Consider the following 13,708-nt stretch of genomic DNA (forward strand, 5'->3'; position numbering starts at 1 on the left):
CCCCGGCCATTCTGTCGCGGCCGTCTTTGCGGCCTCCACAATACCCTATGAGGCGGAATAGACCAGAGCGAATTGCTCGCGGCTCGCCGACTTGCTAGCGCATCGTTTATGGACGAGACCAAATCGCGCGGCTTCGGCGGCAAGGCGGGGCTTCTGGCCCTGGGCGTGGCCGCGGCGGTGGCCGTGACCGCGGTCGGCTGGCGGAGCCTGGGCGGGGACGAGGCCGATCGGGTGGCCGAGGCCGATCCCGAGGCGCCGCTCTCGATCGAGGAGCTGCAGCGCCGGGCTGAGGCCTCGCCAGACGATCCCGGCGTCTGGCAGGAACTCGCTTTCGCCCGCTTCCAGCGCAACGAATTCGCCGAAGCGGCCGCCGCTTACGAGCGCGCCGTGGCTCTCGATCCCGAAAACGCGGTCATGTGGTCCTCGCTGGGCGAGGCGCGGGTGATGGCCAGCGAGCGCGACCCGATGCCGCGCGCCGCGGTGGAGGCTTTCGAAAAGGCGCTGGCGCTCGACGATACTGACCCAAGGGCGCGCTATTTCATGGCGGTGCGCAAGGATTTGCAGGGCGATTCGCCGGGCGCGATCGCCGACTGGCTGGCACTGCTCGAGGACACTCCGCCCGGCGCGCCGTGGGAAGGCGATCTGGTGCGGACGATCGAGCAGGTCGGCAAGATCAACGACATCGCCACCGAAAGCCGGATCGCCGCAGCCGAAGAGGCGCGCAGCAAAACCTTCGCCGCCGCCGCGCCGGTCTCGGGCATGGCGGGTGTGCCGCCGCTCAGTCCCGGTGTGGCAGGCGGGATGGGCGGCCTGACCGCGGGCCAGGCGATCCCCGGTCCGACCGCCGAGCAGATGCAGGCCGCCAGCCAGATGTCGCCCGACCAGCAGCAGGAGATGGTCCGCGGCATGGTCGCCAGCCGCGAAGCGAAACAGCGCGCCAATCCGCGCGATGTCGACGGCTGGGTGCTGTTGATGCGCAGCTACGTGACGCTGGGCGATGGGCAGAAGGCGCGCGAGGCGCTTGCCAAGGCGAAGTCCGCCAATCCCGCGGCACGCGAGCGGCTCGATGCAGAGGCGCGGCTGCTCGGCGTGACTTAGCGCGGCCGGGCAGGCGGCTCTTCCACGGTGATGCGGATCTGGGAGAGCGAGATGATCGCCACCCAGAAGCCCACCACCGAAAGCGCGCTCGATCCCAGCACCGCAAAGCCCGCGCCCTTAAGCCCCATCCACCCGATCGAGGTTTCCAGGAGCAGGAAGGCGAGCAGGGTCGGGACCGCGCGGCAGAAGAAGGCGACATGCGCCTTGCCGGCGCTGACCAGCAGCGATTCGAGGCTCGCGCCGACCAGTTCGAACGCCCCGGCGATCGCCAGGATGACCATCGGCCAGTAGACCCGAAACTCCGGACCGGCGATCAGCGCCAGCGCCGGGCGACCGACCATGATCGCCACCAGCACCGCGATGAACCCGGCGATCAGCGCGATGTTCGCCATGCGCCGGGCGATCGCGTGCGCGGTCTCGCGGGCATGAACGAGCTCTGGATAGATCGCCTTGGAAACGGTCTGCGCCAGTTGCACCAGCGCCTGGCCGAGCTGGGCGGCGACCCGGAAGCCGCCGGCGAGCGTGTCACCGCCGATGGCCCCGACCAGCAGCAGCATGACCTGTTTGCCGCCGACGTTGAGACTGCCGCTGAAATTGGTCGCCCAGACGAACCGCCAGGCACCGGGATTTTCGCGTGGCAGTTTGGTCAGGCTGATTTGCCGCGGATCGATCCGCTCGACGCGCGAGGCGGCGAACCACATGGCTGCCGCCACGGCGACCTCGGCCGCGGCCCAGGCCAGGATGAAGCCGGCCACACTCGGCATGTAGAGCGCTGCCAGGATCGCTCCCATCGCCCTGATCGCGGGCTGCACCGCATCCGCGGCGGTCTCGCGCCCGTAGACGAAATGCAGCCGCATGATCCCCACCGGCGTGGTGCGGATCGACAGCAGCGAGATCACGCAGAAACCGAAGGCCAGCGGCAAGAGTTCGGTCGGCAGCGGCAACCAGAACTGCGCGCTCCAGACCAGTCCGGCGGCGAGCACGGTGCCGAGGCCGATGGAGAGCAGGTCGAGCGCCATGGCGAAGCCGACAGCGCGCTGCGGCCCGGTGTCCTCCGCACCCCAGCGCACGACGAATTGCCAGGTCTGGAAATTGGCGAGCCCGGTCACCGTCTGGCCCAGCGCGACGATCAGCGCGAAATGGCCGAAGCCGGCAAGCCCCAGCGTCCGCGTCGCGAGCGCGAGGTAGACCAGACTGAGCACGGCGTTGAAGCCGCGCCCGCCGAGCAGCCAGCCGATGTTGCCGAACAGGCGCTTCATGCGCGCCTCAGCCGACCTCGCGCCGGGCGAGCAGCTTCTCGGTGATCGCGAAGCTCCGCGGTTCGTCGACGTCGATGGCGAATTCGCCGTTGGACAGGACCACCGGCACCAGCCGGTAACCGAACCGGCGCGAAATCTGCGCGAACAGCTTCTCCTTGTCGCCCCAGCCGAAATAGAAGCGAATCAGGTTCATCAGCCCGAAGGCCTTGGCGATGCGCCCGGGATATTTGACGAACTGCCCACCGCTGCGGAGGATTTCCGCCGCCGAAAGCGTCTCGCGGCTGCCGATCCAGTAGGTGTTGCAGTTCGAATAGCCGCCGTCGGTGAACTCGTAGAACTTCTTCTGCCCCTCCGGATCGGCGGCGATCACGTCTTCCTTGCGGGCCAAGGCAGCCGCGGCGCCCGCATCGGCGGCCAGGCACTTTTCGACGAATTCGGCATAGCCCGCGGCGGTCACCAGGCAATTGTCCGAGGTGGTGATCAGCAACGGAAACGCCGCACCTTCGGCCCCCGAGAACACGCTGTCGACGAGGTTGAAGGCACCGGGGCGGAAAGTCAGACGGCCCTCGGCCTGCAGCTTCGCTATCGAGGGGATCGCGGCGATTTCGTCCGGCTCGTGCGCCACCACGCGGATTTCGCCGACCCGGTGGCAGGCGGCCAGCGCCTCGGTGACATGCTCGATCATCGGCTTGCCGTAGACCGGCACGACGCTCTTCTGGCTGACGCCCGCGCGTTCGGCGAGAGGATCGAGCGTGCCGGAGCGCTTGCCGGCCATCACGAGTGCGGTGACTTTCTCCATAGCCCGCGCGCCCTAGGCCCTATGCCGGGATAATCAAAGCTCTTGCGGTCGCAGGCTTGCCAACACGGCGTGGTTGCGACAGCGCCCCCACCCATGCGTATCGTCTTCAGCCGCAAAGGGTTCGACAGCGCGTCGGGCGGCGGTCCGTCGCCGATCGTCGACGGCCGCCCCGTCAGCCTGCCGATACCGACGACAGGCGGATCGCGCACGCGTTATGGCGATCTCGGGCTCGGCGAGCATGCCGCGCGCGCTAGCCGGGGGAGGCTGGGGGCGGACGACCCATGCCACCACGACCCGATGTTCCGCGAGGACGGCACCTGCCTGTTCGGCCAGTGCGGCGCGGCGCAGACCCACCTCGCCAATCGCGGAGTCGGCGTGGGCGACGTGTTCCTGTTCTTCGGCCTGTTCCGCGAAGAGGTCAGCGCAGAGCCGCACCACCGGATCTTCGGCTATTTGCGGATCGAGGAAGTGGTTTCGCTTGCAGAGGCCATTCCGGCCGAACTGGTCGACATCGGCCATCCGCACGCGCTGGCGATGTCCGCCACCAACGACACGGTCTATCGCGGGGAAGGGCGGCAGGCGCGTCGGGCGAGAGAGGCGCTGCGGCTGACGGTGCCCGGCGGCCCGCCGAGCGTGTGGCGGCGGCCGGCTTGGCTGCGGCCCGGCGGGCTCAGCTATCACGACCGGCCCGACCGCTGGCTTTCCGGCAAGCGTCTGCGCAGCGTCGCGCGCGGTCAGGAATTCGTCGCGGATGTGGGCCGGCGGAAATCTCCGCGCGCATGGCTCGACACGGTACTCGCCGAGATCAATAGGTCTTGATGATCGCCGAGAAATCGAGCCCGCCGTTTCCGGCCCCGGCGAAATCCTCGTAGAGCGAGGCGGCGCGCGCACCCAGCGGCACGGCGGCGTCGGCAGTCTCGGCGGCCTCCATCGCGAGGCGCAGATCCTTGAGCATCAGCGCGGTGGCGAACCCGCCCTTGTAATCATTGTCCGCCGGGCTCTGCTTGCCCACGCCAGGCATCGGGGTGTAATCGTTGAGCGACCAGTTGTAGCCCGAGGACTGCGAGGAAATCTCGTAGAACTTCTGCGGGTCGAGGCCGAGCTTCTCGGCCATCTTCATCGCCTCGGCCGTGCCGATCATGTGGATGGCGAGCAGCATGTTGTTGCAGATCTTGGCGGTCTGGCCCGCGCCCGCATCGCCGGCGTGGATCACCGCCTTGCCCATCGGGTTCAGCACCTCCTCGGCGCGATTGAACGCCTTGTCGGTGCCGCCGACCATGAAGGTCAGCGTGCCCCCGTTCGCCGCTGCGATCCCGCCCGAAACCGGCGCGTCGACCATGTCGTAACCCGCACTTTCCGCCGCCGCGGTTACCTCCTTGGCGGTGGTGACGTCGATGGTCGAACAGTCGAGCAGCACCGCGCCCTCCGGCGCATGACCGATCACGTTGTCGGTATAGACCGACTTCACGATCCCCCCATTGGGCAGCATGGTCACCACCGCATCGACGCCCTGCACGGCGTCGCGCGCATCTGAGAAAGTTTCGCAGCCGCTGCCTTTGGCCACAGCCAGCGCATCTTCGCTTAGGTCGAAGGCATTCACCTCGTGCCCCGCCTTGACCAGGTTCGCGGCCATCCCGCCGCCCATGTTTCCGAGGCCGATAAAAGCGATTTTCATACTACTCTCCGTTATCCCAGCAAAAGCTGGGATCTTTCGCATCCCGATCGTACCTAGCGGCACGAGATCCCAGCTTTCGCTGGGATGACGTGCTCAACGCCCCTTCCACTTGCCCTCGCGCTTCTCGACGAAGGCGGCCATGCCTTCCTGCTTGTCCTCGCTCGCGGTGAGGATCTGGAAGATGCGGCGTTCGACGATGAGGCCCTGATCAAGTCCAGTCTCGAAGGCGGCGTTGACCATTTCCTTGTTCGCGATCGCGGCCATCGGAGGCATTCCGGCAATCGTCGCGGCGGTCTTCATCGCTTCGTCGAGCAGGCTGTCATGCGACACCACGCGGGCGACCAGATTGCTGCGCTCGGCCTCCTCGGCACCCATCATCCGGCCGGTCAGGCACATTTCCATCGCCTTGGACTTGCCGACCGCTCTGGTCAGCCGCTGCGATCCGCCCATGCCCGGCGCAACGCCGAGCTTGATCTCGGGCTGGCCGAATTTGGCGTTCTCGCTGGCGATGATGAAATCGGCCATCATCGCGAGCTCGCATCCGCCGCCCAGCGCGAAGCCGTTGACCGCGGCGATCCACGGCTTGCGGGTCTTCTTGACGATCTCGCTGGTCCAGGGCGCGAAGAAGTCCTCAAGGTAGAAATCTGCCGCTTCCTTCTCGCTCATTTCCTTGATGTCCGCGCCGGCGGCGAAGGCCTTCTCGCCCGAGCCGGTGAGGACCGCACAAAGCTGGCTGCCATCGGCCTGATAGGCGCCGAAGGCGTCAATCAGTTCTTCCAGAATCGTGCTGTTGAGCGCGTTCAGCGCCTTGGGGCGGTTGAGCGTGATCAGCGTGACCGCATCGCTCCCGTTCGCATTGGGTTCGACGGTGATGGCTTCGTAGCTCATAGGGGTTTCCATTCCTCGTCGGCGGGGAGCGGGGCGAAGATGCTGTCGAGCAGTTCCTCGCTCACGCCCTCGGGGGTTGCCGGGTCCCATTGCGGATCGTTCGTCTTGTCGACGATCACCGCGCGCACGCCCTCGGCGAAATCGGGGCGGGTCAGGACACGGCTGGCGATGCGGTATTCCATGCGCATGTTGTCGGCGAAGCTGGCCAGTTTCTCGCTCTTCGCGAGCTGGCGAAGCGCGACCTTGCAGGTCTGCGGGCTCTTGGTGCTCAGCGTGGCGAGTTCCTTTGCCGCCCATTCGCTGTCGTCGGCCTCGAGACTGGCGAGGATGTCCTCAAAGCGGTCGGAGGCGAAGTGGCGGTTGATGCGGTCGCTGTTCTCCTCGATCCGCGCGGGCGGCGGCGATACCGAGAGTTCGGAGAGGATGCCGGCGATCCGGTCGGGCTTCTCGGCGATTCGCGCCTTGGCTTCGGCCAGCTTGTCGGTCGGCAGGTAATGCGTCGCCAGCCCCGCGAAGTGGCATTCCGCTCCGTCGAGACGCGCGCCGGTCAGGGCCAGGAACTGTCCCAATCGTCCGCCCAGCCGCGACAGGTGCCACCCGCCGCCCACATCCGGAAACAGTCCGATGCCTGTCTCCGGCATGGCGAAACGTGTGTTCTCGGTCGCGACGCGGTATTTGCAGGGCAGGGCGATGCCGACACCGCCGCCCATGGTGATCCCGTCCATGAAGGCGACGACCGGTTTCTCATATTCGAACAGCTGGTGGTTGAGCCGATACTCGTCGTGAAAGAACCGGCGGCCGCTCGTCCCCCCGTCGTTGAGCGCCGAATGCCGCAGAAGGTTGATGTCGCCGCCGGCGCAGAAGCCGCGGCCCTCGGCATGGTCGAGGATCACCGCCTGAACCTCGTCGTCCTCCGCCCAGCGGCGCAGCGCCGCGCTCATCGCGTGGCACATGTCGAGCGTCAGCGCATGCAGCGCCTTGGGCCGGTTCAGGGAGATATGGCCCGCACGTTCGTGAATATGGATATGGACCTCGTCGGTCCCGAGCTTCTCCGTCATTGCCGCAGCAAATCCCTTCCGACGATCATTCGCATCACCTGATTGGTGCCTTCGAGAATGGAATGCACCCGCAGATCGCGCCAGAAGCGCTCGATCGGGTATTCCCTGAGATAGCCGTAGCCGCCGAACAATTGCAGCGCATCGTTGACGATCTGGCTGCCGCTGTCGGTCGCCAGCCGCTTGGCCATGGCCGAAAAGCGGCTCTTGTCGGGCGCGTTGTCGGTTACCTTGGCGGCGGCGAGGTAGAGGAGGGCGCGCGCCGCCTCGAGATCGGTCGCCATGTCGGCGAGCATGAACTGGGTGTTCTGGAAGTCGGCGATGGGCTGGCCGAACTGCTGGCGTTCCTTGGTGTAGGCCACCGCCTCGTCGAGGCAGCGCTGCGCCCCGCCAAGCGAGCAGGCGCCGATGTTGAGCCGTCCGCCGTCGAGCCCCATCATCGCGAAGCGAAACCCGTCGCCCTCCGCTCCCACGAGGTTTTCGGCAGGTACCCTGGCATCCTCGAAAATCACCTGCGCGGTCGGGCTGGCATTCCAGCCAAGCTTCTTTTCGGGCTTGCCGAAGGTCAGGCCCGGCGTGTCCTTGTCCACGACGAGGCAGGTGATGCCCTTGGTCTTGTCCTCCCCGGTGCGGACCATGGTGACATAGACGTCGTTGAAGCCGCCGCCGGAGATGAACTGCTTGGTCCCGTTGAGGATGTAATGGTCGCCCCCGCCATCGTTGGCGCGCCGGGCGGTGGTCTTGAGTCCCGCCGCATCCGATCCGCTGCCGGGTTCGGTCAGCGCATAGCTGGCGATCTTCTCCATGGTGACGAGGTCGGACATGTATTTCGCCTTGACCGCCTCGCCGCCGAAGCGGTCGACCATCCAGGTGGCCATGTTGTGGATCGAGATATAGGCGCTGGTGGCGGGGCAGCCATAGGCCATGGCCTCCATGATCAGCGCCGCCTCCAACCGGCCCAGCCCGATGCCGCCGCTTTCCTCGCTGACGTAGATCGCGCCGAAGCCGAGCTCGGCGGTCTGTTTGATCACGTCCCGCGGGAAATGGGCCTTCTCGTCCCATTCGGCGGCATGGGGCGTGATGTTGTCGGCAGTGAAGCGCTGCGCCATTTCCTGAATGGCAAGCTGGTCGTCGGTAAGCTGGAACTGTCCGGTCATGCGCCGTGCCCTAGCGTCGGGGCGACGCGGTGGGAAGGGGTGCGGTGGGCCGCTGCGCGGACCTAGGCGGGGAGGACCGCCTCCGCCTCGATCTCGACCTTCCATTCGGGACGGCAGAGCCAGGCGACCCCGACCATCGTCGCCACCGGCGGGTTGTCGGCGAAGAAGCGGGCATGGACCGCGCCGACCGCATCCTGATCTGCGGGATCGGTCAGAAACATGCGGGTTCTCACGATGTCGGACGCGCTGCCACCGAGCCGCTCGATCGCCTTCAACGCCAGGGTGAAGCATCGCTCGGCCTGCACCGCGACATCGCCGGGGGTCGAGGAGCCATCGTCCTCCACCGGGCCGGTGCCCGCTACGAGAATGCGATTACCGGTGCGCAAGGCGCGCGCGAAACCGAACTGTCGTTCGAAGGGCGAGCCGGAAAAACCGCGCTCGACCATGTCAGCCGCAGCGGATCTCGGTGATGGTCGAGCTCTCGTCGTACATGACGTTCACCCTGTCCTGGCGGAAATCCATGGTGAACACCGCGCCCGGCGGGCCCCAGCGAAGGCTTCGTGCGCCGCTTTCGCGCATGATCGCGGCACCGGTCTGCTGGTCGGCAGTCCGACCGATGAAGCGCTGGGCCGGCTGAGCGTTGCAGGCACCGTTGCCCATGCCCGCCTCGCGGTCATCGATCGGGCCCTCGGCGGGTACGGTGGCGCAACCCGCGAGGGCGGCGGCAACGGCGAGAAACGGCAGGGCGGGTCTGGGCATCACGTACACCTCTTTCGCGGGATGGGCTGATAGCGTGGATCGTCGCGGGTTTCGAGCGGTGTCAGAAGGCGTCCGCCCTCGCTGAGCGTATAGCGGTTGGTAACTTCCCAGCTCTCTCCCTCGCCCTCCATGGCCAGCGAGACGACGATGCTGTCGGCGCTCTCGATTTCGACATCGGTCACGGTCCCGAGCGATTCGTAGAATTCGATCTCCCCGGCGCGGATGTCCATGCGCAGGTCGGAGGCGGGGTTGCAGTTTCCGTCCGCGTTGTCCCAGACGCCGCGGAAGTCGGCAGGGATGGTCGTAGCGGCACGCGGTGGACCGGCGCCGTCTCCGATCCCGCCGTCGGGCTTGACCGGCCTCGACGTCGGGGGAGGGGTGGCGGTTGCGGGCGAAGGCGAATTATCCTCCGCTGCCGGAGCGTCGTCCGCGCCCGAACAGGCGGCGAGCAGCATGGCGAAAGCGATCGCAGGGGCGAGGCGTGGTATGGCGGTCATCTTCGCCTCAACGCACGGGTGCAGCGAATATTTCCCGCAATCCGCCCTACCCCATGGTCGGGATGACGAAGGCGTTCGATCCGTCGCCTCCCCCATCGGGCCAGCGCTGCGTCACCTTCTTGGTCTTGGTCCAGAACCTTAGGCCTTCCTGCCCGTACTGGTCGATGTCGCCGAAGCCGGACCGCTTCCAGCCACCGAAGCTGTGATAGCTGACCGGCACCGGGATCGGCACGTTGATCCCGACCATGCCGACATTCACCCGGTGCGCGAACTCGCGCGCGGCATGGCCGTTGCGGGTGAAGATGGCGACGCCGTTGCCGTACTGGTGTTCGCTCGGCAGCCGCACCGCCTCCTCGAAATCCTTGGCGCGCACGATCTGGAGCACGGGGCCGAAGATCTCCTCCTGGTAGCTTTCCATCTTGGTCGTCACCCGGTCGAGCAGGGTCGGTCCGACGAAGAAGCCGTTCTCGTGGCCCTGGAGCGTGAAGCCGCGCCCGTCGATCACGACTTCGGCGCCTTCCTTCTCGGCGGTGTCGATCCACTGTTCGATCCGCGCCTTGTGCTCGGGGGTCACCACCGGACCGTAATGCGCATCCGGATCGTTGGAGACGCCGACCCGCAGGGCGTTGATCGCCGGGATCAGCTTCTCGCGCAGCCGGTCGCCGGTGTCCTCGCCCACCGGCACGACCACCGGCAGCGCCATGCAACGCTCGCCGGCCGAGCCGAATGCGGCGCCAGCGAGGTCACCCACCACTTGGTCGAGATCGGCGTCGGGCATGACGATCCCGTGGTTCTTGGCCCCGCCGAAGGCCTGCACCCGCTTGCCGTTCGCGGTGCCGCGCGAATAGATATACTGCGCGATGTCGGACGATCCGACGAAGCTGATCGCGGCGATGTCGGCATGGTCGATGATCGCATCGACCATCTCCTTATCGCCGTGGACCACCTGCAGCAGTCCCTCGGGCGCACCGGCTTCCAGGAACAGCTCGGCGAGCCGCACCGGCACGCTCGGGTCGCGCTCGGAGGGCTTGAGAATGAAGGCGTTGCCCGCAGCGACCGCCATGCCGAACATCCACATCGGGATCATCGCCGGGAAGTTGAACGGCGTGATGCCAGCCCCGATACCCAGCGGCTGGCGCATCGAGTAGACGTCGATGCCCGGGCCCGCGCCCTGCGTGTATTCGCCCTTCAGAGCCTGCGGGATGCCACAGGCATATTCGATCACCTCGAGTCCGCGCTGCACGTCGCCATGCGCGTCGTCGACCACCTTGCCGTGTTCGCTGGAGAGCAGTTCGGCCAATTCCTGCTTGTTCGCCTCGACCAGCCGCTTGAACTCGAACATCACCCGTGCGCGGCGCTGGGGATTGGTCGCCGCCCATTCGGGCTGGACCTGTTTGGCGGTCTCCACCGCGCGCGCGAGCAGCGCGGCATCGCCCAGCGGCACCTCGGCCTGGACCTCGCCCGTGGACGGGTTCCAGATCTTGTGGCTGCGGCCCGAACCGGAGCCGCCGGCTCCGCCGGAGATGAAATGGTCGACTTGGCGCATGGGAAAGTCCTCTCTTCTCTCGCCAACGGCCTTGGCAAGCGAGAGGTCCGAAATCAATGCGCGGGTCGCGAAACTTCGGCCTCACGGATAATGGATATTGACCCCTCTCGCCGATCAGGGCCCAAACCCTCAGCGCCCAAGTTCGCTTATGCCCTCAGATGCTATCCAATGTATCCGAAAAGATGCTGGTTAATTTTTGCATAAGGCTCGTCCCGATTAAGGACAAGCTGTCGGGAAGGACCATTTCGCTGAACTTCCCTGTGGACTCGGTCAATCGAAAATCCTAATAGGCTGTTAACCAGAGGGCTCCCGAATGCATCCCGCATCGGATGAGCCCCGAGAACCGGCGATCGTAAGGTCCAAAATTCCTCGTCTTTCAGCGACAGAAGGAATCTCGGACCGAAGGTGCCGAACACTGAGACAGACGGCGGCAACAGACCAAGAACCGATCGGTTCGAGGTCAGAGGGGGTATGTGATGCACTTATCCAATATGCGGAGGGACAGTTTGCGCGGCGGTTTCCAGCTGTCCCTCGTCCTGTTCGCTCTTGCCTCGACCGCCGCGCCCGCTGCCGCCAATTCGGCGAAGAGCGAGCGCTACACGATCGGCCGTAGCGTCGAACTCACGCTCAATGGCCATATCAGCGAAAGCTGCGAGGTTACCGGCGGGCGTTCGATCGATCTTGGCAGTGACCTGCAGGGTGGCATTACGGTTCCCGGATCGTTCGGCCTGGTCTGCAATACCCCGTTCGATCTCACCGTGTCGTCGAGCCGAGGTGGGCTGGCGCATCTCACGATGCCGGATGGGCAGGGACCTTATGCGGGTACGCTGGCTTACGATATCGACATGATCGTTCCGGTCATGAACTCGGCCAATCTCAGCGGTGTCCTGCGCGCGGAGTTCAACAGCGGCGAGCTGTTCGGACGACGGACCATCAGCAGTGGCGACGCGATCGCCGCGGGCGGGGGCGAATTCGTGCTGCGAACTCAAGAACCAAGGGGGGCCGGGCTGCTTGCAGGCGAGTATAGCGATTCATTGTCGATTACAGTTGCGGCGCGACTGTAGGCAAAAGGAATTCCGTACCATAAGAGTACGGTGTGATAAAAGACGCTGAATGAGGTTGTGATTTTTTCCGATTTGCGTTTCGATTAGGATCGGCGTTCTTAGCCGAGAAAATTGGTTTCGATATTGCGTTTGGGCCGGCGCTATTTTTCGGTCATTTATTGGAGGACTACTATGAAGCTTGCTTATGCTCTTGCCGGCGTTGCTGCCGTTGCTCTTTCCGCCACCGCTGCCAGCGCGCAGACGATCGTCTCTAACTCGGGTGCCGGCTCCACGCTGACTAGCCAGACGACCGGGACCGCTTCGCAGGGCACCGCCGGCGACAGCGCCGGTGCGACGTTCAATCTTTCGGCCACCGTCGCCGAGGATTGCAGCTTCTACACCGGTGGCGGCGATGTCAATGTCGACTTTGGCACGCTGGGCATCTACAACACCTCGACCCAGGGCCTCGACAATGCTTTCGAGATGACCGGTCCGGCTCTCGTCACCATCGTAACCAGCGTCGCTGGCTGCAACACCGCCAACCGTCTCGAGATTGATAAGGGTGGCAATGCTCAGGGAATGAGCACCGACAATACCTCGGGCTTCGACACCAACACCTTCCAGAACAACCTGCCCTATTCGGTCGAGGCGCTTTATCAGGCGACCTCCGACACGACCACGCAGGGCCCGGGTTCGGAGCGTCGTTCGTTTGTCGCTCAGGGCCAGGGTCAGGATGCCAAGCAGCAGGGTGCGTTCAAGTCGGAAATGACGATCAACTTCCGCATTCCGGTCGCCGAAAAAGCGCTGGTCGCCGGTGAATACACCGACACCGTCGAGTTGACTCTCACCGCGATCTAAGGATCACGTTGATCAGACGATAAGTGGGGCGGTTCTGCGGAGCCGCCCCATTTTCGTGAATGCCTTCGTTAATCCGTACAGGCGTAAGAGGCGAAGAACCTCTTCCCTTTCGTGAGCGCTGGAGCCCGATTGCCGTTATGACACAGAAATCCATCTGGTTTCACATCGTGCTATGGCTCGCCGTCTTCGGTCTCGCTCCCGTGCCGGCAGACGCCATGCGCGTTTCCCCGATGGTTGCGGAGCTTTCCACTACCGGCGTGGGTTCTGCGGCGCGTATCGAGGTCGGCAATATCGGCAGCGCACCTCTGCCATTCGAAACTCGGATCACCGAGCTGAGCGTCGGCCCCGACGGCGAATTCGTCGAGACCCCGGCCGATGACAATTTCCTGATCTTTCCGCCTCAGGGGGTCGTGCCAGTCAATGGCCGTCAGGTCGTTCGCGTGCAGTGGGTGGGCGAAGGGCAAATCGACACGTCGAAGGCCTACTATCTTTGGGTTCGACAGCTTCCGGTCTCGACCAATGTCGAAGGTCCCGCCGAAGAGGGCACTGCAAGCGTGTCGGTGCAGGTGCTTTACACGATGAAGGCGCTGATCGTCGTTGCGCCCGAAGGCGCGCGGCCCGACGTTCAGGTCGTTTCCGCCCGGGTGGTGGAGATCGCTGCGCCGGAACCGGAGATCGATCCCGATCTTGCCGCGGAAGAGGCAGCAGCTCCGGTCCCGGTAGTTCCTACCCCGGGCGTTGAAGTGATCGTCCGCAACGACGGGAACCGCTATGCACTGATGAGCGGCGCAACCTGGATCATCGAAGGTACCGGGCTCGACGGGCAGCCGCTGACCCAGACACTGACCAGCGGCGATGTCGCCGCTTCCGTCGGGGTAGGCTATCTGGCGCCGGATGGAACGCGAACCTTCGAAATTCCCGCGACGACGCCTTTCGATCCGGCAAGACCGGTGAAAGTCCGCTTCGCGCGATGAGGGTCTAAGGGGGGCACCATGACACCCGGGGGGGGCAAGATGACACGGAGGCTGGCAAAAACTGCCTTGGTGGCACTCGCGATCGGGCTGCCGGAGGCGG

Annotated in this window: 15 protein-coding genes; 5 read left to right on the forward strand and 10 right to left on the reverse strand. The window is 65.3% G+C overall.

Annotated elements, in window-relative coordinates; genetic code table 11:
* The first annotated feature begins 108 nt into the window (after positions 1-108).
* Complete coding sequence (locus ACGHN1_RS03640; RefSeq protein ID WP_390548412.1) at positions 109-1,098, forward strand: tetratricopeptide repeat protein; 990 nt, start codon at positions 109-111, stop codon at positions 1,096-1,098.
* Here the strand turns inward: ACGHN1_RS03640 and ACGHN1_RS03645 are convergent.
* Both ACGHN1_RS03645 and ACGHN1_RS03650 read right to left on the reverse strand, forming a co-directional pair.
* On the reverse strand, positions 1,095-2,357 hold the full coding sequence (locus ACGHN1_RS03645; protein ID WP_390548414.1) for a lipopolysaccharide biosynthesis protein: 1,263 nt from the start codon (positions 2,355-2,357) through the stop codon (positions 1,095-1,097). The two genes, ACGHN1_RS03640 and ACGHN1_RS03645, sit on opposite strands and share 4 nt — an antisense overlap.
* A gap of 7 nt (positions 2,358-2,364) precedes the next feature.
* Entirely contained in the window at positions 2,365-3,156 is a 792-nt protein-coding gene (locus ACGHN1_RS03650) for an NTP transferase domain-containing protein (protein ID WP_390548416.1), read from the reverse strand.
* A 93-nt stretch (positions 3,157-3,249) separates the two neighbouring features.
* Here ACGHN1_RS03650 and ACGHN1_RS03655 point away from each other — a divergent pair, with 93 nt between their 5' ends.
* Positions 3,250-3,975, forward strand: a complete 726-nt coding sequence (locus tag ACGHN1_RS03655; protein WP_390548418.1) for a hypothetical protein — start codon at positions 3,250-3,252, stop codon at positions 3,973-3,975.
* Here ACGHN1_RS03655 and mmsB read toward each other — a convergent pair.
* The 8 genes from mmsB to ACGHN1_RS03695 all read right to left on the reverse strand — a co-directional run bounded on the left by mmsB (position 3,962) and on the right by ACGHN1_RS03695 (position 10,733).
* Entirely contained in the window at positions 3,962-4,831 is an 870-nt protein-coding gene (gene mmsB / locus ACGHN1_RS03660) for a 3-hydroxyisobutyrate dehydrogenase (protein ID WP_390548420.1), read from the reverse strand. The genes ACGHN1_RS03655 and mmsB overlap by 14 nt on opposite strands.
* Positions 4,832-4,924: 93 nt before the next feature.
* The gene (locus tag ACGHN1_RS03665; RefSeq protein WP_390548422.1) at positions 4,925-5,719 is read right to left on the reverse strand and encodes an enoyl-CoA hydratase-related protein; all 795 of its coding nucleotides are present in this window, start codon (positions 5,717-5,719) and stop codon (positions 4,925-4,927) included.
* The gene (locus tag ACGHN1_RS03670; protein ID WP_390548424.1) at positions 5,716-6,777 is read right to left on the reverse strand and encodes an enoyl-CoA hydratase/isomerase family protein; all 1,062 of its coding nucleotides are present in this window, start codon (positions 6,775-6,777) and stop codon (positions 5,716-5,718) included. The genes ACGHN1_RS03665 and ACGHN1_RS03670 overlap by 4 nt, the downstream gene beginning before the upstream one ends.
* Positions 6,774-7,931: an acyl-CoA dehydrogenase family protein gene (locus ACGHN1_RS03675; protein WP_390548426.1), complete on the reverse strand. Its 1,158-nt coding sequence runs from the start codon at positions 7,929-7,931 to the stop codon at positions 6,774-6,776. Before ACGHN1_RS03675 ends, ACGHN1_RS03670 begins: the two co-directional genes overlap by 4 nt.
* Positions 7,932-7,993: 62 nt before the next feature.
* Positions 7,994-8,377 (reverse strand): RidA family protein, encoded by a 384-nt coding sequence (locus ACGHN1_RS03680; protein ID WP_390548428.1) that lies wholly within the window; start codon positions 8,375-8,377, stop codon positions 7,994-7,996.
* A gap of 1 nt (position 8,378) precedes the next feature.
* Complete coding sequence (locus ACGHN1_RS03685; RefSeq protein ID WP_390548430.1) at positions 8,379-8,690, reverse strand: I78 family peptidase inhibitor; 312 nt, start codon at positions 8,688-8,690, stop codon at positions 8,379-8,381.
* Positions 8,690-9,187, reverse strand: coding sequence for a hypothetical protein (locus tag ACGHN1_RS03690; RefSeq protein ID WP_390548432.1), 498 nt, complete (start codon positions 9,185-9,187; stop codon positions 8,690-8,692). The genes ACGHN1_RS03685 and ACGHN1_RS03690 overlap by 1 nt, the downstream gene beginning before the upstream one ends.
* A 46-nt stretch (positions 9,188-9,233) precedes the next feature.
* Positions 9,234-10,733, reverse strand: coding sequence for a CoA-acylating methylmalonate-semialdehyde dehydrogenase (locus tag ACGHN1_RS03695; protein ID WP_390548434.1), 1,500 nt, complete (start codon positions 10,731-10,733; stop codon positions 9,234-9,236).
* A gap of 476 nt (positions 10,734-11,209) precedes the next feature.
* On the opposite strand from ACGHN1_RS03695, the gene ACGHN1_RS03700 reads away from it, so the two are divergent.
* The 3 genes from ACGHN1_RS03700 (at position 11,210) to ACGHN1_RS03710 (ending at position 13,608) form a co-directional block, all read left to right on the forward strand.
* A complete protein-coding gene (locus ACGHN1_RS03700) occupies positions 11,210-11,797 on the forward strand; it encodes a hypothetical protein (RefSeq protein ID WP_390548436.1) in 588 nt (195 codons plus the stop codon).
* Between the two features lie 171 nt (positions 11,798-11,968).
* A complete protein-coding gene (locus tag ACGHN1_RS03705; protein WP_390548437.1) occupies positions 11,969-12,634 on the forward strand; it encodes a spore coat protein U domain-containing protein in 666 nt (221 codons plus the stop codon).
* A 137-nt stretch (positions 12,635-12,771) separates the two neighbouring features.
* Positions 12,772-13,608, forward strand: a complete 837-nt coding sequence (locus tag ACGHN1_RS03710; protein ID WP_390548439.1) for a molecular chaperone — start codon at positions 12,772-12,774, stop codon at positions 13,606-13,608.
* The last annotated feature ends 100 nt before the right edge of the window (positions 13,609-13,708 follow it).

It is taken from the genome of Qipengyuania sp. MTN3-11, assembly GCF_042851825.1.
Classification (GTDB): domain Bacteria; phylum Pseudomonadota; class Alphaproteobacteria; order Sphingomonadales; family Sphingomonadaceae; genus Qipengyuania.

What these genes read in the sequence shown, in the direction of transcription:
- ACGHN1_RS03640 (WP_390548412.1), top strand. Translation starts at nt 109, where the DNA reads ATGGACGAGACCAAATCGCGCGGCTTCGGCGGCAAGGCGGGGCTTCTG.
- ACGHN1_RS03645 (WP_390548414.1), bottom strand. Translation starts at nt 2,357, where the DNA reads ATGAAGCGCCTGTTCGGCAACATCGGCTGGCTGCTCGGCGGGCGCGGC.
- ACGHN1_RS03650 (WP_390548416.1), bottom strand. Translation starts at nt 3,156, where the DNA reads ATGGAGAAAGTCACCGCACTCGTGATGGCCGGCAAGCGCTCCGGCACG.
- ACGHN1_RS03655 (WP_390548418.1), top strand. Translation starts at nt 3,250, where the DNA reads ATGCGTATCGTCTTCAGCCGCAAAGGGTTCGACAGCGCGTCGGGCGGC.
- mmsB (WP_390548420.1), bottom strand. Translation starts at nt 4,831, where the DNA reads ATGAAAATCGCTTTTATCGGCCTCGGAAACATGGGCGGCGGGATGGCC.
- ACGHN1_RS03665 (WP_390548422.1), bottom strand. Translation starts at nt 5,719, where the DNA reads ATGAGCTACGAAGCCATCACCGTCGAACCCAATGCGAACGGGAGCGAT.
- ACGHN1_RS03670 (WP_390548424.1), bottom strand. Translation starts at nt 6,777, where the DNA reads ATGACGGAGAAGCTCGGGACCGACGAGGTCCATATCCATATTCACGAA.
- ACGHN1_RS03675 (WP_390548426.1), bottom strand. Translation starts at nt 7,931, where the DNA reads ATGACCGGACAGTTCCAGCTTACCGACGACCAGCTTGCCATTCAGGAA.
- ACGHN1_RS03680 (WP_390548428.1), bottom strand. Translation starts at nt 8,377, where the DNA reads ATGGTCGAGCGCGGTTTTTCCGGCTCGCCCTTCGAACGACAGTTCGGT.
- ACGHN1_RS03685 (WP_390548430.1), bottom strand. Translation starts at nt 8,690, where the DNA reads ATGCCCAGACCCGCCCTGCCGTTTCTCGCCGTTGCCGCCGCCCTCGCG.
- ACGHN1_RS03690 (WP_390548432.1), bottom strand. Translation starts at nt 9,187, where the DNA reads ATGACCGCCATACCACGCCTCGCCCCTGCGATCGCTTTCGCCATGCTG.
- ACGHN1_RS03695 (WP_390548434.1), bottom strand. Translation starts at nt 10,733, where the DNA reads ATGCGCCAAGTCGACCATTTCATCTCCGGCGGAGCCGGCGGCTCCGGT.
- ACGHN1_RS03700 (WP_390548436.1), top strand. Translation starts at nt 11,210, where the DNA reads ATGCACTTATCCAATATGCGGAGGGACAGTTTGCGCGGCGGTTTCCAG.
- ACGHN1_RS03705 (WP_390548437.1), top strand. Translation starts at nt 11,969, where the DNA reads ATGAAGCTTGCTTATGCTCTTGCCGGCGTTGCTGCCGTTGCTCTTTCC.
- ACGHN1_RS03710 (WP_390548439.1), top strand. Translation starts at nt 12,772, where the DNA reads ATGACACAGAAATCCATCTGGTTTCACATCGTGCTATGGCTCGCCGTC.